Annotated in this window: 21 protein-coding genes; 13 read left to right on the forward strand and 8 right to left on the reverse strand. The window is 74.9% G+C overall.

Features of this window, described 5'->3' with window-relative positions; all coding sequences use genetic code 11:
* Positions 1-14 precede the first annotated feature (14 nt).
* Positions 15-1,112 carry an alkene reductase gene (locus LIX60_RS06310; protein ID WP_227957571.1) on the forward strand — a complete coding sequence of 366 codons (1,098 nt, stop codon included), beginning with the start codon at positions 15-17 and terminating at the stop codon, positions 1,110-1,112.
* A gap of 5 nt (positions 1,113-1,117) precedes the next feature.
* On the opposite strand, the gene msrB is transcribed toward LIX60_RS06310, so the two are convergent.
* The 4 genes from msrB to LIX60_RS06330 all read right to left on the reverse strand — a co-directional run bounded on the left by msrB (position 1,118) and on the right by LIX60_RS06330 (position 4,475).
* The gene (msrB, locus tag LIX60_RS06315; protein WP_227957572.1) at positions 1,118-1,525 is read right to left on the reverse strand and encodes a peptide-methionine (R)-S-oxide reductase MsrB; all 408 of its coding nucleotides are present in this window, start codon (positions 1,523-1,525) and stop codon (positions 1,118-1,120) included.
* Positions 1,526-1,586: 61 nt separating this feature from the next.
* Positions 1,587-2,993, reverse strand: a complete 1,407-nt coding sequence (gene murC, locus LIX60_RS06320) for a UDP-N-acetylmuramate--L-alanine ligase (protein WP_227957573.1) — start codon at positions 2,991-2,993, stop codon at positions 1,587-1,589.
* Between the two features lie 59 nt (positions 2,994-3,052).
* Entirely contained in the window at positions 3,053-3,520 is a 468-nt protein-coding gene (locus LIX60_RS06325; protein ID WP_210989069.1) for an indole-3-glycerol phosphate synthase, read from the reverse strand.
* 163 nt (positions 3,521-3,683) lie between these two features.
* Positions 3,684-4,475 (reverse strand): pyrimidine reductase family protein, encoded by a 792-nt coding sequence (locus LIX60_RS06330; RefSeq protein WP_227957574.1) that lies wholly within the window; start codon positions 4,473-4,475, stop codon positions 3,684-3,686.
* A 211-nt stretch (positions 4,476-4,686) separates the two neighbouring features.
* Between LIX60_RS06330 and zapE the strand changes: the two genes are divergently transcribed.
* On the forward strand, positions 4,687-5,748 hold the full coding sequence (gene zapE, locus LIX60_RS06335) for a cell division protein ZapE (RefSeq protein WP_265585170.1): 1,062 nt from the start codon (positions 4,687-4,689) through the stop codon (positions 5,746-5,748).
* 161 nt (positions 5,749-5,909) lie between these two features.
* Here zapE and LIX60_RS06340 read toward each other — a convergent pair whose 3' ends face one another.
* Positions 5,910-6,584 (reverse strand): AIM24 family protein, encoded by a 675-nt coding sequence (locus LIX60_RS06340; RefSeq protein WP_227957576.1) that lies wholly within the window; start codon positions 6,582-6,584, stop codon positions 5,910-5,912.
* 82 nt (positions 6,585-6,666) lie between these two features.
* On the opposite strand from LIX60_RS06340, the gene LIX60_RS06345 reads away from it, so the two are divergent.
* The 3 genes from LIX60_RS06345 to LIX60_RS06355 all read left to right on the forward strand — a co-directional run bounded on the left by LIX60_RS06345 (position 6,667) and on the right by LIX60_RS06355 (position 10,552).
* Positions 6,667-7,443 (forward strand): aminoacyl-tRNA hydrolase, encoded by a 777-nt coding sequence (locus LIX60_RS06345; protein ID WP_227957577.1) that lies wholly within the window; start codon positions 6,667-6,669, stop codon positions 7,441-7,443.
* A 377-nt stretch (positions 7,444-7,820) separates the two neighbouring features.
* Entirely contained in the window at positions 7,821-8,648 is an 828-nt protein-coding gene (locus LIX60_RS06350; RefSeq protein ID WP_227957578.1) for a DUF4142 domain-containing protein, read from the forward strand.
* 260 nt (positions 8,649-8,908) lie between these two features.
* Positions 8,909-10,552 carry a DUF692 domain-containing protein gene (locus tag LIX60_RS06355; protein ID WP_227957579.1) on the forward strand — a complete coding sequence of 548 codons (1,644 nt, stop codon included), beginning with the start codon at positions 8,909-8,911 and terminating at the stop codon, positions 10,550-10,552.
* On the opposite strand, the gene hemQ is transcribed toward LIX60_RS06355, so the two are convergent.
* Together hemQ and hemG are read right to left on the reverse strand one after the other, a co-directional pair.
* Entirely contained in the window at positions 10,501-11,214 is a 714-nt protein-coding gene (hemQ, locus tag LIX60_RS06360) for a hydrogen peroxide-dependent heme synthase (RefSeq protein ID WP_019706350.1), read from the reverse strand. The genes LIX60_RS06355 and hemQ overlap by 52 nt on opposite strands.
* A 5-nt stretch (positions 11,215-11,219) precedes the next feature.
* Positions 11,220-12,779, reverse strand: coding sequence for a protoporphyrinogen oxidase (gene hemG / locus LIX60_RS06365; RefSeq protein ID WP_227957580.1), 1,560 nt, complete (start codon positions 12,777-12,779; stop codon positions 11,220-11,222).
* 260 nt (positions 12,780-13,039) lie between these two features.
* On the opposite strand from hemG, the gene LIX60_RS06370 reads away from it, so the two are divergent.
* The 3 genes from LIX60_RS06370 to LIX60_RS06380 all read left to right on the forward strand — a co-directional run bounded on the left by LIX60_RS06370 (position 13,040) and on the right by LIX60_RS06380 (position 17,091).
* Positions 13,040-14,182, forward strand: coding sequence for a DUF4349 domain-containing protein (locus tag LIX60_RS06370; protein WP_227957581.1), 1,143 nt, complete (start codon positions 13,040-13,042; stop codon positions 14,180-14,182).
* A 219-nt stretch (positions 14,183-14,401) separates the two neighbouring features.
* Positions 14,402-15,787 carry an FAD-dependent oxidoreductase gene (locus LIX60_RS06375; protein WP_227957582.1) on the forward strand — a complete coding sequence of 462 codons (1,386 nt, stop codon included), beginning with the start codon at positions 14,402-14,404 and terminating at the stop codon, positions 15,785-15,787.
* A gap of 110 nt (positions 15,788-15,897) precedes the next feature.
* Positions 15,898-17,091: a hypothetical protein gene (locus LIX60_RS06380; protein ID WP_227957583.1), complete on the forward strand. Its 1,194-nt coding sequence runs from the start codon at positions 15,898-15,900 to the stop codon at positions 17,089-17,091.
* A gap of 80 nt (positions 17,092-17,171) precedes the next feature.
* Here LIX60_RS06380 and hemE read toward each other — a convergent pair whose 3' ends face one another.
* On the reverse strand, positions 17,172-18,224 hold the full coding sequence (gene hemE, locus LIX60_RS06385) for a uroporphyrinogen decarboxylase (RefSeq protein ID WP_227957584.1): 1,053 nt from the start codon (positions 18,222-18,224) through the stop codon (positions 17,172-17,174).
* A 202-nt stretch (positions 18,225-18,426) separates the two neighbouring features.
* Here hemE and LIX60_RS06390 point away from each other — a divergent pair, with 202 nt between their 5' ends.
* The 5 genes from LIX60_RS06390 to LIX60_RS06410 all read left to right on the forward strand — a co-directional run bounded on the left by LIX60_RS06390 (position 18,427) and on the right by LIX60_RS06410 (position 25,189).
* Positions 18,427-19,068 (forward strand): DUF3000 domain-containing protein, encoded by a 642-nt coding sequence (locus LIX60_RS06390; RefSeq protein ID WP_095756716.1) that lies wholly within the window; start codon positions 18,427-18,429, stop codon positions 19,066-19,068.
* A 465-nt stretch (positions 19,069-19,533) separates the two neighbouring features.
* A complete protein-coding gene (locus LIX60_RS06395; RefSeq protein WP_030544346.1) occupies positions 19,534-20,196 on the forward strand; it encodes a response regulator transcription factor in 663 nt (220 codons plus the stop codon).
* Positions 20,197-20,288: 92 nt separating this feature from the next.
* Complete coding sequence (locus tag LIX60_RS06400) at positions 20,289-21,572, forward strand: ribonuclease D (protein ID WP_227957585.1); 1,284 nt, start codon at positions 20,289-20,291, stop codon at positions 21,570-21,572.
* A gap of 270 nt (positions 21,573-21,842) precedes the next feature.
* Entirely contained in the window at positions 21,843-23,063 is a 1,221-nt protein-coding gene (locus LIX60_RS06405; protein WP_019711052.1) for an acetyl-CoA C-acyltransferase, read from the forward strand.
* Positions 23,060-25,189 (forward strand): 3-hydroxyacyl-CoA dehydrogenase NAD-binding domain-containing protein, encoded by a 2,130-nt coding sequence (locus LIX60_RS06410; protein WP_227957586.1) that lies wholly within the window; start codon positions 23,060-23,062, stop codon positions 25,187-25,189. Before LIX60_RS06405 ends, LIX60_RS06410 begins: the two co-directional genes overlap by 4 nt.
* Positions 25,190-25,251 lie beyond the last annotated feature (62 nt).

Here is a 25,251-nt window from a genome sequence, read left to right on the forward strand (position 1 = left end):
TGGAGGAGACCAACATGCCCACCCTGTTCAGCAGTTACCGGCTCGGCGCCCTGACGCTGCCCAACCGGGTCGTGATGGCCCCGATGACCCGGGTGCGGGCCGCCGCCGGCGGCCTGGCCACCCCCTCGATGGCGGCGTACTACGCGCAGCGGGCCACGGCCGGGCTGATCGTGTCGGAGGGCGTACAGCCCAGTGTCATCGGGCAGTCCAACCCGGGCACGCCCGGACTCCACACCGACGAGCAGGTCGCGTCCTGGCGGCCGGTCACGGAGGCCGTGCACGTCAACGGCGGCCGCATCTTCGCCCAGATCATGCACGGCGGCCGGGTGTCGCACCCCGCCACCACCGGCTGCCGGCCCGTCGGCCCCTCGGCCGTGCCGGCCGTCGGCGAAGTCTTCACTCCGGCAGGCCGGCAGCCGGCGCCCGTGCCCCGGGCACTGGCGGCGGACGAGGTGCCCGAGCACGTCCGGTCCTACGCCGACGCGGCCCGCCGCGCGGTGGACGCGGGCTTCGACGGGGTCGAACTGCACGGCGCCAACGGCTACTTGATCTCGCAGTTCCTCTCCTCCAACGCCAATCTGCGCACGGACCGCTACGGCGGCGGCATCACCGGCCGGATCCGGTTCGCCGTCGAGGCGGCCGCCGCAACCGCCGACGCCGTGGGCGCGCACCGAACGGGCATCCGCCTCTCACCCGGCGGCGGCTTCTGGGGTGTCGAGGAGACCGACGCCGCCGAGCTCAACACCGCGCTGCTGACCGAACTGGCCCGCCTGGACCTGGCGTACGTCCATCTGGAGGCGACAGCCGGGGAGGATGTGCTCCGGGGGCTGCGCACGGCCTGGCCCGGCCCTCTGATCATGAACCCGGTGCTGCCGCTGGGCCCGCGGCAGGCCGGTCCCGACGAGGCCCGTCACTGGCTGGGGCTGGGCGCCGACCTCATCAGCTTCGGCCGCGGCTTCATCGCCAACCCCGACCTGGTCGAACGCCTCCGCGCGGGCCTGCCCCTGGCCCCCGTGGACGAGTCCACGTACTTCATGGGCGGCGACGCGGGCTACCTCACCTACCCGGCGTACCGGTACGGGGCCGGCGATCCCGTCTCCGTTCCCGCGTGAGGCGGTCAGCCCTCGTCCGGGGCCAGGCGGAGCGAGATGGAGTTGATGCAGTACCGCTGGTCCGTGGGCGTCGGGTAGCCCTCGCCCTCGAAGACGTGGCCGAGGTGGGAGCCGCAGCGGGCGCAGCGGACCTCGGTGCGGACCATGCCGTGCGAGCGGTCCTCGACCAGTTCGACGGCGTCCGAGTCCTTGGGGTCGTAGAAGGACGGCCAGCCGCAGTGCGACTCGAACTTGGTGTCGGACCGGAAGAGTTCGGCGCCGCAGGCCCGGCAGGAGTAGACACCGGCGGCCTTGGTGTCGGTGTACTCACCGGTGTACGCGGGTTCGGTGCCCGCCTTGCGGAGCACGGCGTACTCGTCCGGGGACAGCTCCGCGCGCCACTGCTCGTCGGTCTTGTCGATCTCGTACGGCATCTGCGGTCCTCTCCTCGTGCGTACCTGCGTACGTGTGTGCGGGCGCGGGCCGGGCGGCGGCTCAGCTCTCCAGCCGGGCCAGGATCCGCGGGCCCAGCTCGGTGACGTCGCCCGCGCCCATGGTGAGAACCAGGTCGCCGGGCCGGGCCATTCCCGCGATCAGCTCCGGCACCGCCTCCATGGCGTGCTCGGCCCGGACGTCGGCGCCCTTGGCGGTGGCCGCGTCGATGATCAGGGCGCTGGTGACGCCGGGGACCGGGTCCTCGCGGGCCGGGTAGATGTCCAGGACGACGGAGGAGTCGGCGAGGGTCAGCGCCTCGCCCATCTCGATGCCCAGCTCCTGGGTGCGGCTGAAGAGGTGCGGCTGGAAGACGACGAGGACACGGCCGTCACCGGCGCTGCCGCGGATGGCCTCCAGGTCGGCGGCGATCTCGGTGGGGTGGTGCGCGTAGGAGTCGATGACCTGCACACCGTTCACGGTGCCCTGGAGCTGGAGGCGGCGCTTGACGCCGGTGTACGAGCCGAGGGCCGAGGCGAGGTTGTGCACGGGCAGGCCGAGCGCGGTGCCGGCGACCAGGGCGGCGACGGCGTTGCCCGCGTAGTGGCGGCCGGGGACGGAGACGGTGAAGGTGATCACGCGGCCCTCGAAGACCACGGTGACCTCGCTGGTCAGCCCGCGCGGCTTGATGGTGACGATCCTGACGTCGGCGTCCTCGGCCTCGCCGTAGGTGACGATCCGGAGGTCCCGGCCCGGGGCCCCGCCCGCGGTGACCCGCGCGGTGAGCTCCCGGGCGCCCGGCTGGTCGGCGGAGACCACGAGGGTGCCGCCGGGGCGGACGCGGTCGGCGAAGGTCTGGAAGGACTCGTAGATCTCTTCCATGGAGGCGTAGTTGGCGTGGTGGTCCAGCTCCACGTTGAGCACGACGGCCACCTCGGGCGCGTACTTGTGGAAGCTGCGGTCGCTCTCGTCCGCCTCGGCCACGAAGATCTCGCCGTTGCCGTGCAGCGCGTTGGAGCCGGGCGCGTCCAGGTCGCCGCCGATGGCGTACGAGGGCTCGCGGCCGAGGGTGGTCAGGGCGACGGCCAGCATGGAGGTGGTGGTGGTCTTGCCGTGGGTGCCGGCGACGGCGATCGGCCGCAGCCCCTCCATCAGCGCGGCGAGGGCGTCGGAGCGGTGGATCACGGGAATGCCGCGTTCGGCGGCCGCCGCCAGCTCCGGGTTGTCGGCGCGGATGGCGCTGGAGACGATCACGCAGCTCGCGTCGGCGGCCAGATGCTCCGCCGCGTGGCCGATGTGCACGGTGGCGCCGAGCCCGCGCAGCGCCTCGGCGGTCGCCGAGTCCCGGGAGTCGCTGCCCGCCACGCGCGCCCCGCGCATGGCGAGGATCTTGGCGATTCCCGACATGCCCGCACCGCCGATGCCGATGAGGTGCGGGCGGTCCATGGCGGACGGGACGGCGGGTGCCATGCGGGTATCTCCTGGGGTCGCTGCGGGCCGGCGGGCCCGGGGGTGTGAGCGGCCTCAGCCTATTCGGTGTGGGCGTAGAGCTTGAGCACCGGGACGCCGACCTTGTGCCGGGCGCGGGAGGTCCAGTCGCGGTGGAAGAACTCCTCGACGAGGTGCGGCGCCGTCAGCACGATGACCTCGTCGGCGCGTGTCTGTTCGACGACGCTCTTCAGCAGGTCGAGCGGGTGTTCCTCGACGATCTGCCCGACCGCCTCGGCGCCGGCCGCCCGCAGCGACTCCAGGGAGTGGGCGAGGGCGCGCTCCGCCGGGCCGGCCGCCTCCTCGCCCTCGGGCTCGTCCGCCTCGCGGATCGCCTCCCCCAGTTCGCCGAGGGCCACGTCGTCGAGGGCTCTGAGCAGCCGGTCCTGGTCGCCGTGGGGCTGCATCAGCACGACGAACGCGACGGGTTCGTCCCCGTGGAGCGTGGTGACGAGCTCCACGTCGGCGGGCACCAGCGGCTTCTCGATCATGAGTACGGAGGTGAACACGGCGAGCGCCCTTCTTCCTCTCGGGCCCGGGGGCCCTACAGAAACCATCCTGCCCCGCGCTCGCTCGCACGGGGTCCGTCCAGCCAAGCCTGCCGCCCGACGGGGTCAAGCGGAACGATATCTTCCGGGAGTTGACCGGCTCCCGGCTTCCCCGTCCGGGCGTTCACCCCGGCTCCCTGCGGTAACGGGTGAAGAGAAACCCGTCCTCCTCCAGGACCGAGGCGAGAGCGAATCGTTCCGGCACGGTGATCGCCGGGCCCTCCATGATGCGGGGCGCCGCTCCTGCGGTGACCACCGGGGCCAGGGTGAAGCACAGCTCGTCCAGCACGCCGGTCACGGCGAACTGGCCGAGCAGCCGCGGGCCGCCCTCCGTGAGCTGGCGGGTCAGCCCCCGCTCCGCGAGCAGCCGCACGGCCGCCGCCGGCTCGACGCCCTCGCCGGGCCCCGCGGTGAGCACCTCCGCGCCGGCGTCACGGGCACGCCGGACCCGTTCGGGGCGCTCCGCGACGGCGGCCTCGCCGGTGAGGACGAGCGTGGGGACCGCCGGCTCCGTGAACAGCGGCAGGGAGTAGTCCAGGTCCAGGCTCGCGCTCACCACGGCGATCACCGGGGCCGGCGGCTGCCCCAGGGCGGCCCGGCGGGCCGCGAACGCCTCACGGGCGCGGGCCGGGCGGTACCCCTCCTTGCGCACGGTCTCCGCTCCGGCGATCACGACGTCCGCCAGGCCGCGCAGCACGCCGAAGAGGCGCATGTCGGCCGGGCAGGAGAGCGGCTGGGACCGTCCGTCGTGGTACGCGGCCCCGTCGAGGGAGGCGACCATGTTGCCCCGCAGCCAGGGCCGCGCGCCGTCCTCCGGATAGGCGTAGGCGTCGGCCAGTTCGCCGGGGTCCCACTCGCGCTCGACGAGCAGGTCCGGGGCCGCGGACTCGGCGGTCAGGGGGAACAGACGTCGCATGGTCAGCAGTCTGTCACGCGCCCCGGCGGAGCATTCCGGGGCGCGCGAAGCGCGGCCGCCACCGCCGGAAGCCCCGCCCCGGGGCCGCGCCGGACCGGCCCGCCGGACGGCTGCCCCGGCGGCCGGTGTGCGCGGGATCACGGTCCGCGACCGGACGGATGTCCGGATAGGCTGGGGTGCTGTGCACTCTTCCTCCGCCGCCCCGAGCCCGATGACCGACGTCACGGGGACTCCGCTGTCGCTCTGCGCCCGTGAGCCGCAGGTGCCCGCCGAGCGCCTGGTCGCGGAGATGGTGCCGCCGCCCCGCTTCCGGGACGCCCGCTTCGAGACCTACCTCCCGGACCCGGCGCAGCCCAGCCAGGCGGAGGCCGTCGAGGTGCTGAGCGGTTTCGCCGCCGGACTCGGCTCCGGCACCGCCGCGGGCGGCGGGAAGCGCCGCTGGTTCGCCCGGAAGCCGGCCGCGCCGGCGGGCCCGCGCGGGGTGTACCTCGACGGCGGCTACGGCGTCGGCAAGACCCATCTGCTCGCCTCGCTGTGGCACGCCACGCCCGCCCCGCCGGAGCTGAAGGCGTTCGGCACCTTCGTGGAGCTGACCCATCTGGTCGGCGCGCTGGGCTTCCAGCAGACCGTGCGGACGCTCGGCGACCACCGGCTGCTGTGCATCGACGAATTCGAGCTGGACGACCCGGGCGACACCGTGCTCGTGTCCACGCTGCTCGGCAAGCTGGTGGACGCCGGGGTCGGGCTCGCCGCCACCTCGAACACCCTGCCGGGCAAGCTCGGCGAGGGCCGGTTCGCCGCCCAGGACTTCCTCCGCGAGATCCAGGGCCTCTCGGCGCACTTCCGGCCGCTGCGGATCGACGGCGAGGACTACCGTCACCGCGGTCTGCCCGAGGCTCCGCCGCCCTTCGCGGGCGAGGTGGTCGAGCGGGCCGCGCACCGCACCCCGGGCGCCTCGCTCGACGCCTTCCCCGCTCTGCTGGAACACCTCTCCCGGATCCACCCCAGCCGCTACGGCGCGCTCACCGACGGGCTCCGCGCCGTCTGCCTGACCGGGGTGCGGCCGGTGCCGGACCAGTCCACGGCCCTGCGCCTGGTCGTTCTGGCGGACCGGCTGTACGACCGCGAGATACCGGTGCTGGCCTCGGGCGTGCCCTTCGACCAGCTGTTCGGCGAGGACATGCTCAAGGGCGGCTACCGCAAGAAGTACTTCCGGGCGATCTCCCGGCTCACGGCGCTCGCCCGGGACGCCGGACCGCTGGCGGAGGCGTAGCCCCCTTCCGGCGGCAGCCGGCGGTGGCACGGCCCCGGAACCGCCGCGGCCGCCCCGCCGTCCGGGAGTTTCCCCGACCTGACGCCCGCCCGCCCGCTCCGGGCCGCGGCCCGCACGGGCGTCCGGCCGTACGCGGCCCGCTCCCTCCCGGCCGCCGCGCGTCAGTTCGACGCGGGCACCGGCTTCGCCTCGCTCGGCCGGACGATGACGAACCCGTCGCCCTCCAGCCGGAGTTGCACCGCCTCGCCCGAGCCGCCGCGGATCATCGAGCCGACGCTCTGCGAGCGGTGCAGGGAGGACGCGAGGTGCGCGCTCCAGCCGACGACCGCGTCGGTGTCCACGAAGACCGGGGCCTGCGGCGAGACGGGGATGACGATCGGATCGCCCTCGCAGACCACCGCGAGCCGGCCCTGGCCGCTGAAGACGCTGTTGAACAGTCCGCCCCCGGCCATCCCCGCGCCCTTGACGACCTTGATCTCGTAGCCCAGCCCGGCGTCGAAGCAGAGGACGTTGCGGCCGTTGACGGTGAGGGTGTCGCCGGGGACGAAGTCGATGATGAAGCAGTTGGCCGCCTCGTGGGCGAACCACGCCTCGCCCTGGCCGCGGACGGCCATCAGGGCCAGCCCCTCCCCCGTGACGGCGCGTTTGAGGAAGTTCCCCACGCCCTGGCCCTGCTTCTCGAACCGGAGATTGCCGCGGAAGGCGATCATCGAGCCCTGGCGGGCATAGCACTCGCCGTTCACCACATATTTGACCGCCTTGGGGTTCTGGAGCACCATGCCCGGCGCGGTGGGTGGCTGAACCATGTTCTCGGAGGCGAAGAGATCGCTGCGCATGGGGCAATGCTGTCCCGGAATGCATCATTCCGCCAAGGAGGCGCCCGCGGGCACGTGCCGCGCGGGCTGGCAGACTGGCCGGATGACCTCCGCCGACGCCGACGCCGACATCCACACCGGCACCGACACCGGGAGCGAGGCCGGCCGCAGCCACCCGGACACCGCCGCGTTCCGGCCCGGGGCCGCGGACCGCGACGCCGCACCGCAGTTCGTGCTGCCCCTGGTGGCCCGTATCGAGAAGGCCGCCCCGCCGTCCCGCACGGACGCGCTGGAGACCGCAGCCCGGGCGGTGCTCGTGCTGCTGTCGGACGAGCGGGCGGCGGACCCGCACGGCGCGTGGTACCGGGCCGTGCGCGACTGGCAGGACGCCCGGATCCGCAAGGTGGTGCGCAGGGCGCGCGGCGCGGAGTGGCGGCGCGCGGCGGCCCTGCCGGGCATCACCGTCACCGGCGGCTCGGCCGAGGTGCGGGTGTACCCGCCGGTCCCGGTCGACGGCTGGCCGAAGGAGCTGGCGAAACTCCAGGTGTCCGGCACGGAGCTGGACGACCCGGCACCGCCGGCCGCCCCGCCGCCCGGACGGCCCGTGCTGTGGCTCAGCCCGGAGCTGGAGATGTCGGCGGGCAAGGCGATGGCACAGGCGGGACACGGCGCCCAGCTGGCCTGGCTGAGCCTGCCGCCCGCCGAGCGTTCGGCATGGCGCGCGGACGGTTTCCCGCTCGCCGTACGGACCGCGGAGCCGGCGCGCTGGGCGGCCCTCACGCGGAGCGGGCTGCCGGTGGTGCGGGACGCGGGCTTCACGGAGATCGCCCCCGGTTCCTGCACGGTCGTCGCGGAACACCCGGCGCTCACGGGGCGCTGAGCGGAGCCCGCGCGCTGGAGCGCACGCGGGCCCGTGCGGAGGCCGGGGCAGGGGCCCGGAGCCGCCGGGGGCACGCCGGACGGTCCCCGAGCCCGGGCCGGGCCGGGCGTACCCGGTCGTGCACATCCGGAGCGGCAGGGCCCCGGTCGTGAACATCCGGAGCGGATCGATCACCGCTTTGAACACCTCCCGCCTCCCGTACGTATCGATCCCCGACGCCACCGGACCGGGCACCGCCCGGCCGGCGGCAGACCAACCGGCTTGACCAACCGCTCAGTCCACGCTGGTCCGGCACGCCACGCCGCTCCTCATGACGGCGCGGCGGGCCGGCCCCGCTCCTCGCTCCCTGCGAGTGCGCCGCCATGGCAGGAGATACTTTGCGACGCATCAACGGAACCGCCGCCATCCTCGTGGCGATCGCCGCGACCATCGGTGCGCTGATCTATCCGATCTGGAGTTACGAGGACCGGTCCGGCACCGGTCTCGCGAACCTCCAGTCACAGACCGTGTCCACCAAGTGGGGGCCGCTGTCGGCCGTCGACCGGGACTTCCTGGTGAAGGTGAGGCTCGCCGGTCTGTGGGAGCTGCCCGCCGGCCGGCAGGCCATGGAGCGGGCGCCCAACCAGGCCATCCGCGACGCCGGCGACCATCTCGTCGTCGGCCACGCGGACCTGGACCGGCGGGCCCGGGACATCGCCGCCAAGCTCGGCGTGGAGCTGCCGAACGAGCCGACCGACCAGCAAAAGGGCTGGCTCAGGGAGATGACCGACGCCCAGGGCGAGGACTACCAGCGGAAGTTCGCCAACATCCTGCGGACGGCCCACGGCAAGGTCTTCGGGCTCATCGGCAAGGTGCGGCACACCACCCGCAACGAGCTGATCCGCGACCTGGCGGACGCGGCCAACATCACCGTGCTCGACCACATCACCATGCTGGAGAACACCGGCATGGTCGACTTCGACACCATCGCCGCCGAGGAGGCCGCGGCCGCCACGGAGAAGCCGGCTCCCCCGCCGCCGCCCCCGTCGACCTCGTCGGTCATCGGCTCGCCGGTGCCGGTCGTCACGCCTCCCGGCGCCACGTCCCTGCCGTCCGCCGTGCCGGAGACCACCGCGCCGGCGGACGACCCGGGGCAGCCCACCGCGACGCCCACGGCCGACCAGCCCGCCCCCGGCGCCGGCGCACCGGCCGGCTCCGCCCCGTAACGGGCCGACGGGCCACGACGGGCACCGCGGTCCGCCGGGGCGGCCGACCCCGGTGCCGGGGCGGAGGGGTGGTCCCACCCCCCACCAGACCACTCCTCCGCCCACTCCCCCGCCTCCCGCACCCCGCCCCGCGGCGGTAGCTCAAATCAACCTCTGGAACCGGCCCCCGCGCGGTTCGGCGGACCCCGCGGAGGCCATGTCTCCCGGAGAGGACCGGTCCACGGAGAAACCGGTACACGGACGAGGGGGGCCGCCGGACCATGGCACACCTGGGGACGGGCATCGGCTGGCGGCCCGAGATCGCCGGCCACGTCGAGGAGTTGCCGGGCCTGGACTGGGTCGAGGTAGTGGCGGAGAACATCTGCCCCGGCCATCTCCCCGACGCGCTGCTCCGGCTGCGCGAGCGCGGCACGACGATCGTCCCGCACGGGGTCTCACTCGGCCTCGGCGGTCCCGAACCGCCCGATCCCGCCCGGCTCGCCGCGCTCGCCGAGCGCGCCGGGGCCCTGGGCGCCCCGCTCGTCACGGAGCACATCGCCTTCGTCCGCGCGGGCGGCCCGCTCACTGCCTCACCCCGGCTGGAGGCCGGCCACCTGCTGCCGGTGCCGCGCACCCGGGACGCCCTGGACGTCCTCTGCGCGAACGTCCGGATCGCGCAGGACGCGCTGCCGGTGCCGCTGGCGCTGGAGAACATCGCCGCGCTGATCTCCTGGCCCGGCGAGGAGCTGACGGAGGGGCAGTTCCTCGCCGAACTGGTGGAGCGCACGGGGGTGGGGCTGCTGATCGACGTCGCCAATCTGCACACCAACGCCGTCAACCGGGGCGAGGACCCGTCCGCGGTCCTCGACGCCCTGCCGTGCCACGCGCTGGCCTACGTCCATGTGGCGGGCGGTGTCGAACGGGACGGCGTCTGGCACGACAGCCACGCCCACCCCGTCACCGGCCCCGTGCTGGACGTCCTGGCCGAGCTGTGCGCCCGGGCCGACCCGCCGGGCGTCCTGCTGGAGCGGGACGACGACTTCCCGGGCCCGGACGGACTCGCGGCCGAACTGGACGCCATCCGGGCCGTGGTGACGAGCGCACGCGCGGCCCGCACGGCCGGCGCCGCCCCGGCCGGACGGGGCTCGCTCTCCCTGCCCGAGGCGGGCCCGGGCAGGGGCGCGGGCACGGACGGGGACGGGGGTGCCCCGGCGGTGCCCGCCGAGACCGTCACCGCGGCGGCGGAGGCGGCGGGCCTGGCCGCGTCCGTGGCGGCGGGCGCGGCGGCCGCCGACGCACGCGCACGGCCGGCCTGCGGAGCCCCGCCGGCCGCGCCCGGGCAGCCCGCCGCCACCGGAACGGGCACCATCGGGACGAGCACCACCACCGCGACCGGCGCCACCGCCGGTGCACCGGACCGGAGCGACCCGCCGACGACCGAGGCCGCGCGGCTGCGGCTGGCGTTGGCGCAGACGGCGCTGCTGTCCTCCCTCGTCGCCGGCACCCCGGCGCCCGACGGCTTCGACCGGGGCCGGCTGGGCGTGCAGAGCCGGGCGCTGGTCCGGAAGCGGGCCGGTGTGATCGCCAGGGTGGCGCCCGAGCTGCCGGAGATCCTGGGCCCCCGGTTCCGCGCCGAGTTCGAGGACTACGCCCGGAACCGGCCGCTGACCGGCGGCCACCGGCAGGACGCGCTGAACTTCGCGGCGCACGTCCTGAGCCCGGCCGGGCCCCGCCTGGAACCGGCGGTGCGGCGGCGGCTCGGCCGCTGGTGGCGCGAGCGCTCCCGCCCGGCCCCGCCGCTGCGCCACCGGGTCGCCGTCCTGCTCCGCGGCGGAGTCCGCCGGCTGTCCGGGCTCACGGGGGCCCGGCGGGCTCAGGCCAGCCCGGCCACCAGTTCGGAGACCGCCTTCCGCCGCCCGGTGTAGAAGGGGACCTCCTCGCGGACGTGCATCCGCGCCTCGGAGCCGCGCAGATGCCGCATGAGGTCGACGATCCGGTACAGCTCGTCGGCCTCGAAGGCCAGGAGCCACTCGTAGTCGCCGAGCGAGAACGAGGGCACGGTGTTGGCCCGGACGTCCGGGAAGCCGCGCGCCATCTTGCCGTGGTCGGCGAGCATCCTGCGGCGGTCCTCGTCCGGCAGCAGGTACCAGTCGTAGCTGCGCACGAAGGGGTACACGCTGACGTACTGGCGCGGCTCCTCGTCGGCCAGGAACGCCGGGATGTGCGACTTGTTGAACTCGGCGGGGCGGTGCAGCGCCATGTTCGACCACACGGGCTCCAGCGCGCGGCCGAGCTTCGTCCGGCGGAAGAGGTTGTACGCCTCCTGGAGGGCGTCGGCCGTCTCCGAGTGCCACCAGATCATGAGATCGGCGTCGGCCCGCAGACCGGACACGTCGTAGGTGCCGCGCACGACGACGTCCTTCGCGGCGAGCTGGGCGAAGAGCTCGTCCACCTCCTCCGCGTAGCCGCCGCGGTCCTCCGGGAGCACGTCCCGCAGCCGGAAGACCGACCAGAGGGTGTAGCGGATGACCTCGTTGAGGTCCTTGGCCTTCTTGCCGGCGTTCGGGGTCTTGTCAGGAGCAGTCATGGCCCTTATTGTCCTCCGTCTTTCCCGGCGCTCCGCGCCAGGGTGTCCAGTACGGCGCCGGCCGCGCCGTGCGCGCTCGCGATGCAGGCCGGGATGCCCACACCGTCGTAGGCCGCCCCGCAGAGCCGCAGGGACGGCATCCCCGCCAGCCCTTCGCGGACGCGGGCGACCCGGTCCGGATGGCCCACCGGGTACTGCGGCAGGCCGCCCGTCCAGCGGGTGACGCGGGTGGCGACGGGGCGGGCACGGAGTCCGACGGCCTCGCCCAGGTCCCGGAGCGACACCTCGACCAGGCCCTCGTCGTCCCGTTTCAGCTCCGCCTCCTCGCCGAAGCGGCCGACGGAGGTGCGGATCACGAAGAGGTCGGGGGCGGCGGCGTCGATCCAGCCCCACTTCCGGCTGGCGAAGGTGGCCGCCTTGATGGTGTGCCCGTCCACGGGCGGCACCAGGAAACCGCTGCCCTCGGGGACCGGCGTCAGGTCGGCGCGGCGGAACACCATGCTCACCAGGGCCATGGACGCGTACTCGACGGCCGCCAGCCCGGCGGCCGCGGCCGGGGCCTCGGCGGCGAGCAGCCGCCCGGCGACGGGGGCGGGCACGGCCAGCACCACGGCGTCGGCCTCGATCACCGCCCGCCCGGGGCCGGACCCGCCGCCCCCGGTGGACGGCCGCGGCTCGCCGGACGCGCCGCTCGCACCGGACGCGCCGCTCGCACCGGGCCGGCCCGCCGCGACCGCCGCCTTCTCGGCGCCCGGCCCCTCGACGACCAGCCGCCAGCCCGCGCCCGTGCGCCGCAGCTCCGTCACGGACGCCCCGGTCGCGACCTCCGCGCCCGCCGCACGGCAGGCCTCGGCGACGGCCGGGGGCAGCGTGCCGACGCCGCCGTCGATGCCCATGAAGACCGGTCCCGGGTCCGGCTGCCCGGCGGCGCGACGCTGGAGCTCCCGCGCCCCCTCGGTCAGCGACCGGCCCTCGCGCGCCAGCCGGTACAGCTGCGGTACCGCCGCGCGCAGCGAGATGCGGTAGGCGTCGCCGGCGTAGACGCCGCCGAGCAGCGGTTCGACCAGCCGGTCGACGACCTCGCGGCCGAGCCGGTCCGCGAGGTACTCGCCGACGGCCACGTCCTCGCCCTCGCCGATGACGGCGGGCGGCAGTTCCGGCTCGCGCGCGATCCGGGCCAGGCCCTCCTCCGAGATCACCCCGGAGGCCGCCAGCGCCTCCGCGTCACCCGGTACGCCCATGACGTGCCCCTTGGGCATCGGGCGCAGCGCGCCCCGCGTCCAGAGCGTGGCCGAGGCGGTGGCGGGCGGCTGGAGCCGGCCGGACAGGCCCGCGGCGCGGGCCAGGTCGACGGCTTCCGGGCGCCGGGCGAGCATGGATTCCGCGCCGAAGTCCACGGGGACGCCCGCGAGTTCACCGGCGAGCAGCTTTCCGCCGACCCGCGGGGACCCTTCGAGCACCGTCACCCGGGCGCCGCCCGCGAGCAGCCGGTGCGCGGCCGCCAGACCGGAGACACCGCCCCCGACGACAACGACATGGCCTGCGGATGCGTGCGTCTCACTCATGCCGCCCACTCTCTCAGAGCCCGGCCCGGCGGGCGCCAGGGTCCAATGGCCCCTCCGGGGGTATCCGGACCGGCCGTGATACCGCCGGGCCCCTCCCGGCTCTCCGCTCTCCCCCGCGTCCCGCCCGGCCGCGCGCTGCTTCCCGCCGGTATCTCCCCGGTATCCCACCGTGACCGCATCGGGACCGCGGACCGGCAACCCGGCCACCACCCGCCCCGTCAGAAGGGCGACATCATCGAACACTCCTGGGGGGACCAGCGATGACACATCCGATACGGCACATACCGGAGCGCCCGGAGCGCCCGGAGAGCCCGGGAAGCCGCGCCGGAGGCGGCCGGCGCGGCAGGAACCGGCGGCACCGGCCGGCCCGCGCCGCGGTGGCCGCGGCCGTTCTGCTCACGGCCCTGCTCGGCGCCGCCGGCTGCGGCAGCGGTGGCGGGGCCGACGGCAAGTCGGCCGCGGACGCCCCCGCGGCACAGCGGGACGGGGGTGCCGGCAGCGCGGCGGACGGCCCGGCCGCCGGTGAGGCCGGGGCCGGGGACCGCGCCGCACAGCCGGGCGGTACGGAGGACGCCGCCGGCCCGGCCTCGCCGGGGGACACGCGCCGGACGCCCGCGTCCGTGCCCGCGCACGTCATCCGCACGGCGACCCTCACCGTCCGCGTCAAGGACGTGCCGTCCGCGCTCGACACGGCCCGTACGGCGGCGGAGAGCGCGGGCGGCTACATCAGCGACGAGACGACGGACCGCGACTCCGACGGGCGCGAACGGTCGCGTCTCGTGCTGCGGGTCCCTCAGGAGAAGTACACGGGCCTGCTGGAGGAGCTGGCCGGCACGGGCAAGCTCCTCGAACGGAAGGTCGACGCGCAGGACGTCACCGACCAGGTCGTCGACGTCGAGAGCCGCGTCAAGTCGCAGCGCGCGAGCGTCGCACGGGTGCGCGAGCTGATGGACCGGGCGGACAAGCTCAGCGACATCGTCACGCTGGAGGGCGAACTGAGCACCCGGCAGAGCGAGTTGGAGGCTCTGCTCGCCCAGCGGGCGTCGCTGGAGGACCGCACGGCGATGGCCACCGTCACGCTGAGGCTGACCGAGACGGAGCGGGCGGAGAAGTCCGGGGACGAGCCCTCCTTCCCCGACGCCCTGGCGGGCGGCTGGCACGCCTTCACCACGGCGCTGCGGTGGCTGGCGGTGGCGGTGGGCGCCGTCCTGCCGTTCGTGGTGGCCCTGGCCCTGATCCTGCTGCTGATCCGTCTGGCCGGGCGGCTGCTCCCGGGCCGTGCCGCCGGCCGGCAGCGCGGGCCGGCTCAGCCGGCTGAGCCGGCGGCCGAGGCCGCGTCCCCGGCCCCGGCTCCGGCACCGGGCACGGGACCGGCGCCGTCGGGCCGGGCCGCGGAGGAGTAGACCCGCGCAGGGGGCGCCGTCCACGGCGAACAGCCGGCCGGCGCCCCCCACCGGCTCCTCCGGACACGGACACCCGGCCCCGGAGGGCAGCACACCCCGGCCACCGGCGCGCGTGGACGGAGTCGGGGGCCCACGGGCGGGCCGCATCCATCCGGCGCCCGCCGGGCAGCCGTCCTACCGTGGGGGCGGGAAAGCGAAGCCCGGGCGAAAGGACACCGTATGGCGGCGCGGCGGATGCTCATCATCGGCGGAGACGCGGCCGGCATGTCCGCCGCGTCCCAGGCGCGCAGGCTGAAGCGCCCGGACGAACTGGAGATCCTCGCCTTCGAGCGGTCCGCCTTCACCTCGTACTCCGCCTGCGGCATCCCGTACTGGGTCGGCGGCGTGGTCGACGGCCCGGACGCCCTGGTGGCCCGGACCGCCGCCGAGCACCGGGCCCGCGGCATCGACCTCCGGATGCACACCGAGGTGACCGCGATCGACACCGCGGCGCAGCGGGTGCGGGTCCGCGACCGGGAGGGCGGCGAGCGCTGGGAAGGGTACGACGAGCTGGTCGTCGCCACCGGTGCCCGCCCCCTGCGGCCGGACATCCCCGGCATCGACGCGCCCGGCGTGCACGGGGTGCAGAACCTCGACGACGGCCGGGCGCTGCACGAGGCCCTCGGCAGGGACGCCGAGGGGCTGCGCGCCGTGGTCGTCGGCGCGGGCTACATCGGCGTGGAGATGGCCGAGGCCCTGGTGAACCGGGGCTGCCGGGTCACCGTGCTGGAGCAGGCCGAACAGCCCATGTCGACGCTCGACCCGGACATGGGGCGGATCGTCCACGAGGCGATGTGCGGGCTCGGCATCCGCACCGTGACCGGCGCCGAGGTGACGGAGGTGCTCACCGGGGACGACGGCCGGGCCGCCGGCGTCCGCACCCGGGAGGAGGAGTACCCGGCCGATCTCGTCGTCCTGGGCCTCGGCGTCCGGCCCGAGACGCGGCTGGCCCGGGAGGCGGGACTGCCGCTCGGCGCGTCCGGCGGGCTCCTGACGGACCTCGCGATGCGGGTGCGCGGCGAGGAGAACGTCTGGGCCGGCGGGGACTGCGTGGAAGTCCTCGATCTGTTGTCCGGCCGGACCCGGCACATCGCCCTCGGCACCCACGCCAACAAGCACGGGCAGGTCATCGGCAGCAATGTCGGCGGCGGCTACGCCACCTTCCCCGGTGTGGTCGGCACGGCGGTCAGCAAGGTCTGCGATCTGGAGATCGCCCGGACCGGCCTGCTGGAGGCGCAGGCCCGGCAGGCCGGGCTGGACTTCGTCACGGTGACCATCGAGTCGACCAGCCGGGCGGGCTACTATCCCGGCGCCCGCCCCATGACGGTGAAGATGCTCGCCGAGCGGCGCACGGGGCGGCTGCTCGGCGTGCAGATCGTCGGGCGCGAGGGAGCCGGCAAGCGGGTCGACGTGGCGGCGGTCGCGCTGACCGCGGGCATGACGGTGGAGCAGATGACGGCACTCGACCTGGGGTACGCGCCCCCGTTCTCCCCGGTCTGGGACCCGGTCCTGGTGGCCGCCCGCAAGGCGACGGGGGCCGTGGCCGCCGACGTGCGGGCCCGCTGACGTCCGGCGGGCGCCCGCGGCGTCCGGGGATCTCCCGTTCCCCGCACGGGAGTTCCGGGCCCGCGGGTTCCCGGCGCGGCGGGTGCCGCCACTCGGTGATAATCGCCCCCATGCTCGAACGCACCCACGCACCACCGGCCGCCCGCCCCGGTGCCCTCCTCCTCCGCGAGCGCGCCGAGGCCGCGCTGCGGGACGCCGCACCGGCCCTCCTGGCCTACGCGGCGGTGCGGCTCACCGGTCTGCTGCTGCTCACCGTGCCGGCGGTGGCCACCGGCCGGGACGTCCTCGGCCTGCTCAGCAGACGCTGGGACGCCGTCTGGTACACGCGGATCGCCGAGCACGGCTACGGCTTCGAGATCGCGACCCCCGACGGCGTCCACTCCAACCTCGCCTTCTTCCCGCTGCTGCCCGCCCTGGAGCGGGTGCTGGCGGCCCTGACCCCGTTCGAAGCGGCCACCTCCGGCCTGCTGGCCGGCTGGCTCGCCTCCCTCGCCGCCGCCTGGGGCATCTACGCGGTCGGCGCCCGGCTCCGCGGCCCGGCCACCGGGGTCGTGCTGGCGGCGCTGTGGGGCGCGTACCCGACCGGCTTCGTCCAGTCGATGGCCTACACCGAGACCCTGTTCACGGCCTTCGCCGCCTGGTCCCTGTACGCGGTGCTGACCGGCCGCTGGCCGGCGGCGGGCGCCCTCGCCGTGCTGGCGGGGCTGACCCGCCCGACGGCGGCGGCGCTCGTCGCGGCCGTCGTCGTCCCGGCGGGCGTGGCCCTCGTCCGCGACTGGCGGGCCGGCATCCCGCCGGCCGTGCTGCTCCGCCTGCACCGGCCGATGCTGCTCGGCCTGCTGCTCGCCCCGCTGGGCTGGCTCTCCTACGTGCTCTACGTGGCGGCCCGCCGGGACGACCTGCTCGCCTACTTCGCGGTGCAGGAGGCGTGGGGCAACGGCTTCGACGGCGGCCGGGCCCTGGCGGGCTTCACCGCGGAGACCCTGCGGTCGAACACCCTTGCGGGGCTCGGCCTGTGCGCTGCCCTCGCGCTGGTGTTCTGGCTGCTGCGGCTGTGCGTGCGGCAGCGCCAGCCGCTGCCGCTGCTGGTGTACTCGTTCGCCGTCGTCGCCGTCTCGCTGGCCGGCTCCGGCTACTTCGGCTCCCGGCCCCGGCTGATGATGCCCGCGTTCCCGCTGCTGCTGCCGGCGGCCGTGGTGGTGGCCCGGCAGCAGCCGGCGCGGGCGGCGCTGATCTGCGCCGTCGCGGCCGTGGCCTCGGGCCTCTACGGTGCCGTCACGCTGCTGGGCCCGGGCCCGCCGTGAGCGGGGACGCCGCCGGACCACGCGCCGCGGGTCCCGCCGGCGCGGCCGGCGGCGGTACCCGCGGCACGGGCGCTCCGGTGCTAGCGGGCGCTCCGGCCGTGGACGTACTCGACGAGCCGGGTCAGCGCGTCCGGGTCGGTCGAGGGCAGCACTCCGTGCCCGAGGTTGAAGATGTGGCCGGGCAGGTCCCGCGCCGCCTCCAGCACCTCGCCGGCCTTGGTCTCCACGACCTCCCGCGGCGCGAACAGCACCGCCGGGTCGAGGTTGCCCTGCAGGGCCTTGCCGGGACCGACCCGCCGCGCGGCCTCGTCCATCGGCACCCGCCAGTCGACGCCCACCACGTCGGCGCCGGCCTCGCCCATCAGCCCGAGCAGTTCGCCGGTGCCCACACCGAAGTGGATCCGCGGCACACCGTGCCGGGCGACCGCGTCGAACACCTTGGCGGAGGCGGGCATCACCGAGCGCCGGTAGTCGGCGGGGGCGAGCGCGCCCACCCAGGAGTCGAAGAGCTGCACGGCCGAGGCCCCCGCCTCGATCTGCACGTCGAGGAAGGCGGCGGTGATGTCCGCGAGCCGGTCCAGCAGATCGGCCCAGAGCTCCGGGTCGCCGTACATGAGCGCCTTGGTGTGCTCGTGGTTGCGGGACGGGCCGCCCTCCACGAGGTAGCTCGCCAGCGTGAACGGGGCCCCGGCGAAGCCGATCAGCGGGGTGTCGCCGAGTTCGCCGGTGAGCATGCCGACGGCCTCGGTCACGTACTTGACGTCGTCCGGCTCCAGCGGGCGCAGCCGCTCCAGGTCGGCGCGGGTCCGGACCGGCCGCTCGACGACCGGGCCGACCCCCGGCTTGATGTCGAGGTCGATGCCGATGGCCTTGAGCGGCACGACGATGTCGCTGAAGTAGATGGCCGCGTCGACCTTGTGCCGGCGGACGGGCTGGAGGGTGATCTCGGTGACCAGGTCCGGCCGCATGCAGGAGTCGAGCATCGCGATGCCCTCGCGGACCTTGAGGTACTCCGGCAGCGACCGCCCGGCCTGGCGCATGAACCAGACGGGGGTGTGCGGGACCGGCTCGCGCCGGCAGGCCCGCAGAAAGGCCGAGCCGGCGGTCCTGCCGCTCTGCTGCGGGCTCGTCATCGGGCCTCCCCGGCTGCGGCGGAACGGAGAGTCCGGGAGGGGATCTCGCCCGCTCGGACCGAGCGGAGAGCTTGGGGAACGTCGTTGGCACTCACCCCCGAATCTTCGCACGCGGGCACCCGCGCGGATCCGCCCGCCCGCCTTTCCCCCCACCCGGGTGTCCTCCGTGGCTGCGGGGCCCGTTCCGCCTAGTCTTCCCGGCATGGCTGCGGCTCAGGGACATCTTGCGGACGGTCCGGACAACGGGGGCGGGGACGAGGCGCCGGCCGCGTTCCTCAGCGCGGTCGAAGGGCTGCGCGGCGCCCGCCTGCGTCCCGAGCTGGAGGTCGCGGTGACCCGCGCCCCGGCCCGGCTCGCCCCGCACGCGTACGCGCTGGAGGCGGCGGTCGTCCAGGAGGACGAGGACCTCGCCGACGGCCGTCTGATCCTGCTGCACGACCCGGCCGGGCACGACGCCTGGCAGGGCACCTTCCGTCTGGTGACCCTGGTCCGGGCGGAGCTGGAGCCGGAGATGGCCGGCGACCCGCTGCTCCCCGAGGTGTGCTGGTCCTGGCTGACCGGCGCGTTCGAGGCCCGGGGCGTCGCCCACGAGGAACTGAGCGGGACCGTGACCCTCGCGGGCTCGCACTACTTCGGCGGCCTCGGCGACCGCCCCCCGGCCACCCAGATCGAGATCCGCGCCTCCTGGACCCCGCGCGAGGGCCGCGAGGGCGTACCGGACACGGCCGCGCACCTCACCGCCTGGTGCGAGCTGCTCTGCCAGATCGGCGGCCTGCCCCCGACGGGCGGCGTGGACGCGGCCGTGGTCACCCTCCCGCAGCGCCGGGGCCCGCGCGCCCGCTGAGCCGCGCCCGGCCGAAGCCCGGCCGCTGTCCCGGGCGGCGCACCCGGGCAGCGCTCGTCCGGGGACCCCGGCACCGCACCGGGCCGCCCCGGCGGCTCCGCTCTCCTCGTCTCCCGTGCCCCTGCCGCACCCCGGCCGCGTCGGCCGCCCCGGCTCGCACCCCGCCCCGGCCGGCGCCCTCTCCGGGCCCGGCGCGCACAGGGCCGGCACCACACAGGGCCCGGCGCACAGGGCTCGGAAACGCCGCACGTCCCGTGCGGGACACCGCCCGGGGCGCCCGCTCCCGGGCCGTCCCGCGATCGAGCAATCGTCCGAATTGCCCGAATTGTTACTCACTAAATCGTGATCATTCGCTAAAGACTCCCCCGAATGCTGCCGAAGGACCAGGTGTCCCCCACGGGACGCAGCCCCCGGCTCACCCCCCATATCGAGCCCTTCCCCCGCACTCCCCCAGCAGGAGGCCTGGTGTCCGTTCTTCTCGAGCAGCCCGCAAGCCTGGTCGCCTACCGTCCGAACAAGCCGACGGCCATGGTCGTCGTCGCCGACCCCCGTGTCCGCTCCACCGTCACCCGTCACCTCTGGGCGCTCGGAGTCCGGGACGTCATCGAGGCCTCCTCGATCGCGGAGGCCCGCCCGCGGGTCGCCAACCCCCGCGACATCTGCGTCGCCGACGTCCACCTCCCCGACGGCTCCGGTCTCACCCTGCTCTCCGAGACCCGCGCCGCGGGCTGGCCCAACGGCCTCGCCCTCTCCGCCGCCGACGACATCGGCGCCGTCCGCAACGCCCTCGCCGGCGGCGTCAAGGGTTACGTCGTCACCGGCACCCGCACCAACCTCGGCATCCCCGGGCGCCCCGGCGCCGTGCCCGTCGGCGCGGCGGCGGCCCGGATGCACCGCCGCCCGCCGGGCGCCCCCGGTCACCCGGGCGGCTACCGGGAACTGTCCGGCCGCGAGGTCGAGGTGCTCCGGCTCGTCGCCGAGGGCCAGTCCAACAAGGCGATCGGCGTGTCCATGGGGCTCTCGGCCCTGACCGTCAAGAGCCACCTCGCCCGGATCGCGCGCAAGCTGGGCACCGGCGACCGCGCCGGCATGGTGGCCGTCGCCCTGCGCACCGGCATCATCCACTGACCCCCCTCCGCACCCCGCCACCCGGCCTGCTCACGCCCGCCGACGGAACGTTCCGTCGGCGGGCGTCGGCCACTCATGGATACCCTGGTCCGGTGACCGACGCCCAAGAGACCGCAGAAGACCGCACACTGCGCATTCCCGGGGGCGCTCCCCCGGATGTTGCCGTCCACAGCGCGCCGGTTCCGCTACTGGATCCCCGTGAGGGCATCCCCCCGGTGACGGCCGACCCCGGAGAGCTGGAGCGGGTGGCGGCCGCCTTCGCCGCGGGCACCGGCCCCGTCGCCGTCGACGCCGAGCGCGCCTCGGGCTACCGCTACGGCCAGCGCGCCTACCTCGTCCAGCTGCGCCGCGAGGGCGCCGGCAGCGCCCTGATCGACCCGGTCGGCTGCCCCGACCTCTCCGTGCTCGGCGACGCCCTCGCCGACACCGAATGGGTGCTGCACGCCGCCAGCCAGGACCTTCCCTGCCTGCGGGAGATAGGCATGCGGCCGGCCCGGCTGTTCGACACCGAGCTGGCCGGGCGCCTCGCCGGCTTCGCCCGCGTGGGCCTCGGCGCCATGGTGGAGAAGGTGCTCGGCTTCGCCCTGGAGAAGGGCCACTCGGCCGTCGACTGGTCGACCCGCCCGCTCCCCGAGCCCTGGCTGCGGTACGCCGCGCTCGACGTCGAGCTGCTGGTGGATCTGCGGGACGCGCTGGAGGAGGAGCTCGACCGGCAGGGCAAGCTCGGCTGGGCGCACCAGGAGTTCGGCGCCATCGCCGCCGCGCCCCCGCCGCCGCCGCGCAAGGACCCCTGGCGCCGCACCTCCGGTATGCACAAGGTCCGGCGGCGCCGCCAGATGGCGGTCGTCCGGGAGCTGTGGACGGCCCGCGACCGGATCGCTCAGCGCCGTGACGTGTCGCCCGGCAAGGTGCTGAGCGACACCGCCATCGTCGAGGCCGCCCTCGCCCTGCCGCAGAACGCGCAGGCGCTGGCCGCCCTCCCGGGCTTCGGGCACCGGATGGGCCGCAAGCAGCTGGAGCAGTGGCAGGCCGCCGTCGACCGGGCCCGCGCGCTTCCCGACGCGGAACTGCCGCAGCCCGGACAGGCCGTGACCGGACCGCCGCCGCCCCGCTCCTGGGCGGACAAGGACCCGGCCGCCGCGACGCGGCTGTCGGCGGCGCGGGCGGCGGTGACCGCGCTCGCGGAGAGCCTGAACCTCCCGCAGGAGAACCTGATCACCCCCGACACGGTCCGCCGGCTCTGCTGGGAGCCGCCGGCCGAGCAGAGCCCGGAGGCGGTCGCCGAGACGCTCGCGGGGCACGGCGCCCGGCCCTGGCAGATCGAGCTGACCGCGCCGCTGCTGGCGGGCGCCCTGTCGGCCACTCCGGCGGAGTAGGGCCTCCGGGTCCGGGCGCCGGACCGGAGCACCCGGGTCCGCGCCGGGCTTCAGGGCCTTCCGGGTGGCAATCTCCGGCCCGTACGGGGCCGGGGATCCGCGCGCGGGGGCGGCGTCCGGCGTGTGATCTCCGCCGCTCCGGCGGGCAGGGGTGGGCAGCCTGGTTACCCGCAAGTAGCATGGCGGGAGTCCGCCGTCCCCGCACGGCGGTGTGAGCCGCTGTCGCAGGCAGCCCCGCAGTGCCCGTTACGCATCAGGAGGAGAGCCAACGTGCCTCGTACCGCTAGGGATGTCGTCTTCGTCGACGGCGTCCGCACCCCGTTCGGCAAGGCGGGCCCGAAGGGCATCTACCACGAGACCCGGGCCGACGATCTCGTCGTCAAGTGCATCCGGGAGCTGCTGCGCCGCAACCCGGACCTGCCGCCGGAGCGCGTCGACGAGGTCGCCCTCGCCGCCACCACCCAGATCGGCGACCAGGGCCTGACCCTCGGCCGCACCGCCGCCCTGCTGTCCGGGCTGCCCCAGTCGGTGCCGGGCTACTCGATCGACCGGATGTGCGCCGGTGCGATGACCGCCGTCACCACCACCGCCGGCGGCATCGCCTTCGGCGGGTACGACATCGCGATCGCGGGCGGTGTCGAGCACATGGGCCGCCACCCGATGGGTGAGGGCGTGGACCCCAACCCGCGCTTCGTCTCCGAGAAGATCGTCGACCAGTCCGCCATGTTCATGGGCATGACGGCCGAGAACCTGCACGACCGGCTGCCGCACATCACCAAGCAGCGCGCCGACGAGTACGCGGCCCGCAGCCAGGAGAAGGCCGCCAAGGCCTACGCCGACGGCAACATCCAGGCCGACCTGGTGCCCGTCTCCGTCCGCCGCACCAACGCCGAGGCCGGCGAGACCGGCTGGGGCCTGGCGACCGCGGACGAGCCGATGCGGCCGGGCACGACCGTCGAGATGCTGGCCGGACTGAAGACCCCGTTCCGCCCGCACGGCCGGGTGACCGCGGGCAACGCCGCCGGTCTCAACGACGGTGCCACCGCCTCGGTGATCGCCGCCGAGGACGTCGCGCGCGAGCTGGGCCTGCCGGTCAAGATGCGCATGGTGTCGTACTCCTTCGCGGGCGTGGAGCCCGAGGTCATGGGCATCGGGCCGGTGCCCGCCACGGAGAAGGCGCTGGCCAAGGCCGGGCTGTCGATCGGCGACATCGGCCTGTTCGAGATCAACGAGGCCTTCGCGGTGCAGGTGCTCTCGCTCCTGGACCACTACGGCATCGCGGACGACGACCCGCGCGTCAACCAGTACGGCGGCGCCATCGCGTTCGGCCACCCACTGGCCTCCTCCGGCGTCCGGCTGATGACGCAGCTCGCCCGCCAGTTCGAGCAGCAGCCGCACGTCCGCTACGGCCTGACCACCATGTGCGTCGGCTTCGGCATGGGCGGCACCGTGATCTGGGAGAACCCGCACTTCGACGGAGGCAACAAGTGAGCACGACCGCTGAACTGCTCAAGGGAGCGGCCGAGCTGTTCCCCGACGAGGTCGTGACGCAGGCGCACGTGCGCCACCTCGACCTCCCCCAGGGCGCCGGGCGCTTCGCGCTCATCACCCTGGACAACGGCCTGGACCACACCAAGCCGACCACCATCGGCCCGCAGTCGCTGGCGAACCTCAACGCCGCCCTCGACCAGGTCGAGAAGGAGGCCGCCGCGGGCGAGATCAAGGGCGTCGGTGTCACCGGCAAGCCGTTCATCTTCGCCGTCGGCGCCGACCTCAAGGGCGTCGAGCTGCTGAAGCGCCGGGAGGACGGGCTCGCCATCGGCAAGGGCGGCCACGACGTCTTCAAGCGGCTCTCCGGCCTCTCCGTGCCGACCTTCGCCTACTACAACGGCGCCTCGATGGGCGGCGGTGTCGAGATCGGTCTGCACTGCTCCTACCGCACCGTCTCCACCGCCATCCCTGCCTTCTCCCTCCCCGAGGTCTTCCTCGGGCTGGTCCCCGGCTGGGGCGGCTGCGCGCTGCTGCCGAACCTCATCGGCGCCGACCGCGCGGTCAAGGTGATCATCGAGAACTCGCTCAACCAGAACAAGCAGCTCAAGGGCAAGCAGGTCTACGAGCTCGGGATCGCCGACGCGATCTTCGAGGGCGCGGACTTCCTGGAGCAGTCGCTGATCTGGACCGCGTCCGTGCTCAACGGGCAGCTGGAGGTCATCCGGCCGGACGTCGACCGCGGCGAGGCGTGGGACCAGGCCGTCGCGCGCGGCAAGGCGTTCGCCGACGGCAAGGTGCACGGCGCGGCCCCGGCCGCGTACCGCGCGCTGGACATCATCGCCCAGGTCAAGAACGGCGACCTGGGCGCCGGCTTCGACGCCGAGGACGAGGCCCTCGCCGACCTGATCATGGGCGGCGAGCTGCGCAGCGGCATCTACGCCTTCAACCTGGTGCAGAAGCGCGCCAAGCGCCCGGCCGGCGCCCCGGACAAGTCGCTGGCCCGCCCGGTCTCCAAGGTCGGCGTGGTCGGCGCGGGCCTGATGGCCTCGCAGCTGGCGCTGCTGTTCGCCCGCCGTCTGGAGGTGCCGGTCGTACTGACCGACATCGACCAGGCGCGGGTCGACAAGGGCGTGGGCTACGTCCACGAGGAGATCGACAAGCTGCTGCTCAAGGGCCGCGTCAACCAGGACAAGGCGAACCGCCTCAAGGCCCTGGTCACCGGCTCCCTCGACAAGGCCGCCGCCTTCGGTGACGCGGACTTCATCATCGAGGCCGTCTTCGAGGAGATGGGCGTCAAGCAGCAGGTGTTCGCCGAGGTCGAGGCGGTCGTCCCGGAGACGGCGATCCTCGCCACCAACACCTCCTCGCTGTCCGTCAGCGAGATGGCGTCGAAGCTGAAGCACCCGGAGCGGGTCGTCGGCTTCCACTTCTTCAACCCGGTCGCCGTGCTGCCGCTGCTGGAGATCGTCCGCGGCGAGCGCACCGACGACGCCTCGCTGGCCACGGCCTTCGCCGTCGCCAAGAAGCTGAAGAAGACCGCGGTGCTGGTGAAGGACGCCCCCGCGTTCGTCGTCAACCGCATCCTCACCCGCTTCATGGGCGAGATCCAGAACGTCATCGACGAGGGCACCCCGGTCGAGACCGCGGAGAAGGCCATCGAGCCGCTCGGTCTGCCGATGTCCCCGCTGGTGCTGCTGGAGCTGGTCGGCCCGGCCATCGGCCTGCACGTCTCCGAGACGCTGAACCGCGCCTTCCCGGAGCGGTTCACCGTCTCCGCGAACCTGGCCGCCGTCGTCAAGGCGGGCAAGCGCGGCTTCTACGTCTACGACTCCGGCAAGCCGGAGCTGGACCCGGAGGTCGCCGCGCTGCTGCAGCAGGGCGACACCGTCCTCACCGAGGAGCAGGTCCGCGACCGGGTGCTGGACGCCGTCGCGCAGGAGATCGGCCTGATGCTGGAGGAGGGTGTCGTCGCCGAGGCGCAGGACATCGACCTCTGCCTGATCACCGGCGCCGGCTGGCCCTTCCACCTGGGCGGCATCACGCCGTACCTGGACCGGGAGGGCGTCTCGGAGCGGGTCAACGGCAAGCGGTTCCTGGCCCCGGGCGTCGCCAGCGTTCCCCAGTGACGGAGTGACGCGGACGCGGTGACGCGGTGACGCGCCACGGTGTGTGAGCGGCGGGCCGGGCA

Source organism: Streptomyces sp. S07_1.15, from assembly GCF_020739505.1.
Lineage (GTDB): Bacteria > Actinomycetota > Actinomycetes > Streptomycetales > Streptomycetaceae > Streptomyces > Streptomyces xinghaiensis.

What these genes read in the sequence shown, in the direction of transcription:
- LIX60_RS06310 (WP_227957571.1), top strand. Translation starts at nt 15, where the DNA reads ATGCCCACCCTGTTCAGCAGTTACCGGCTCGGCGCCCTGACGCTGCCC.
- msrB (WP_227957572.1), bottom strand. Translation starts at nt 1,525, where the DNA reads ATGCCGTACGAGATCGACAAGACCGACGAGCAGTGGCGCGCGGAGCTG.
- murC (WP_227957573.1), bottom strand. Translation starts at nt 2,993, where the DNA reads ATGGCACCCGCCGTCCCGTCCGCCATGGACCGCCCGCACCTCATCGGC.
- LIX60_RS06330 (WP_227957574.1), bottom strand. Translation starts at nt 4,475, where the DNA reads ATGCGACGTCTGTTCCCCCTGACCGCCGAGTCCGCGGCCCCGGACCTG.
- zapE (WP_265585170.1), top strand. Translation starts at nt 4,687, where the DNA reads ATGACCGACGTCACGGGGACTCCGCTGTCGCTCTGCGCCCGTGAGCCG.
- LIX60_RS06340 (WP_227957576.1), bottom strand. Translation starts at nt 6,584, where the DNA reads ATGCGCAGCGATCTCTTCGCCTCCGAGAACATGGTTCAGCCACCCACC.
- LIX60_RS06345 (WP_227957577.1), top strand. Translation starts at nt 6,667, where the DNA reads ATGACCTCCGCCGACGCCGACGCCGACATCCACACCGGCACCGACACC.
- LIX60_RS06355 (WP_227957579.1), top strand. Translation starts at nt 8,909, where the DNA reads ATGGCACACCTGGGGACGGGCATCGGCTGGCGGCCCGAGATCGCCGGC.
- hemQ (WP_019706350.1), bottom strand. Translation starts at nt 11,214, where the DNA reads ATGACTGCTCCTGACAAGACCCCGAACGCCGGCAAGAAGGCCAAGGAC.
- hemG (WP_227957580.1), bottom strand. Translation starts at nt 12,779, where the DNA reads ATGAGTGAGACGCACGCATCCGCAGGCCATGTCGTTGTCGTCGGGGGC.
- LIX60_RS06370 (WP_227957581.1), top strand. Translation starts at nt 13,040, where the DNA reads ATGACACATCCGATACGGCACATACCGGAGCGCCCGGAGCGCCCGGAG.
- LIX60_RS06375 (WP_227957582.1), top strand. Translation starts at nt 14,402, where the DNA reads ATGGCGGCGCGGCGGATGCTCATCATCGGCGGAGACGCGGCCGGCATG.
- LIX60_RS06380 (WP_227957583.1), top strand. Translation starts at nt 15,898, where the DNA reads ATGCTCGAACGCACCCACGCACCACCGGCCGCCCGCCCCGGTGCCCTC.
- hemE (WP_227957584.1), bottom strand. Translation starts at nt 18,224, where the DNA reads ATGACGAGCCCGCAGCAGAGCGGCAGGACCGCCGGCTCGGCCTTTCTG.
- LIX60_RS06390 (WP_095756716.1), top strand. Translation starts at nt 18,427, where the DNA reads ATGGCTGCGGCTCAGGGACATCTTGCGGACGGTCCGGACAACGGGGGC.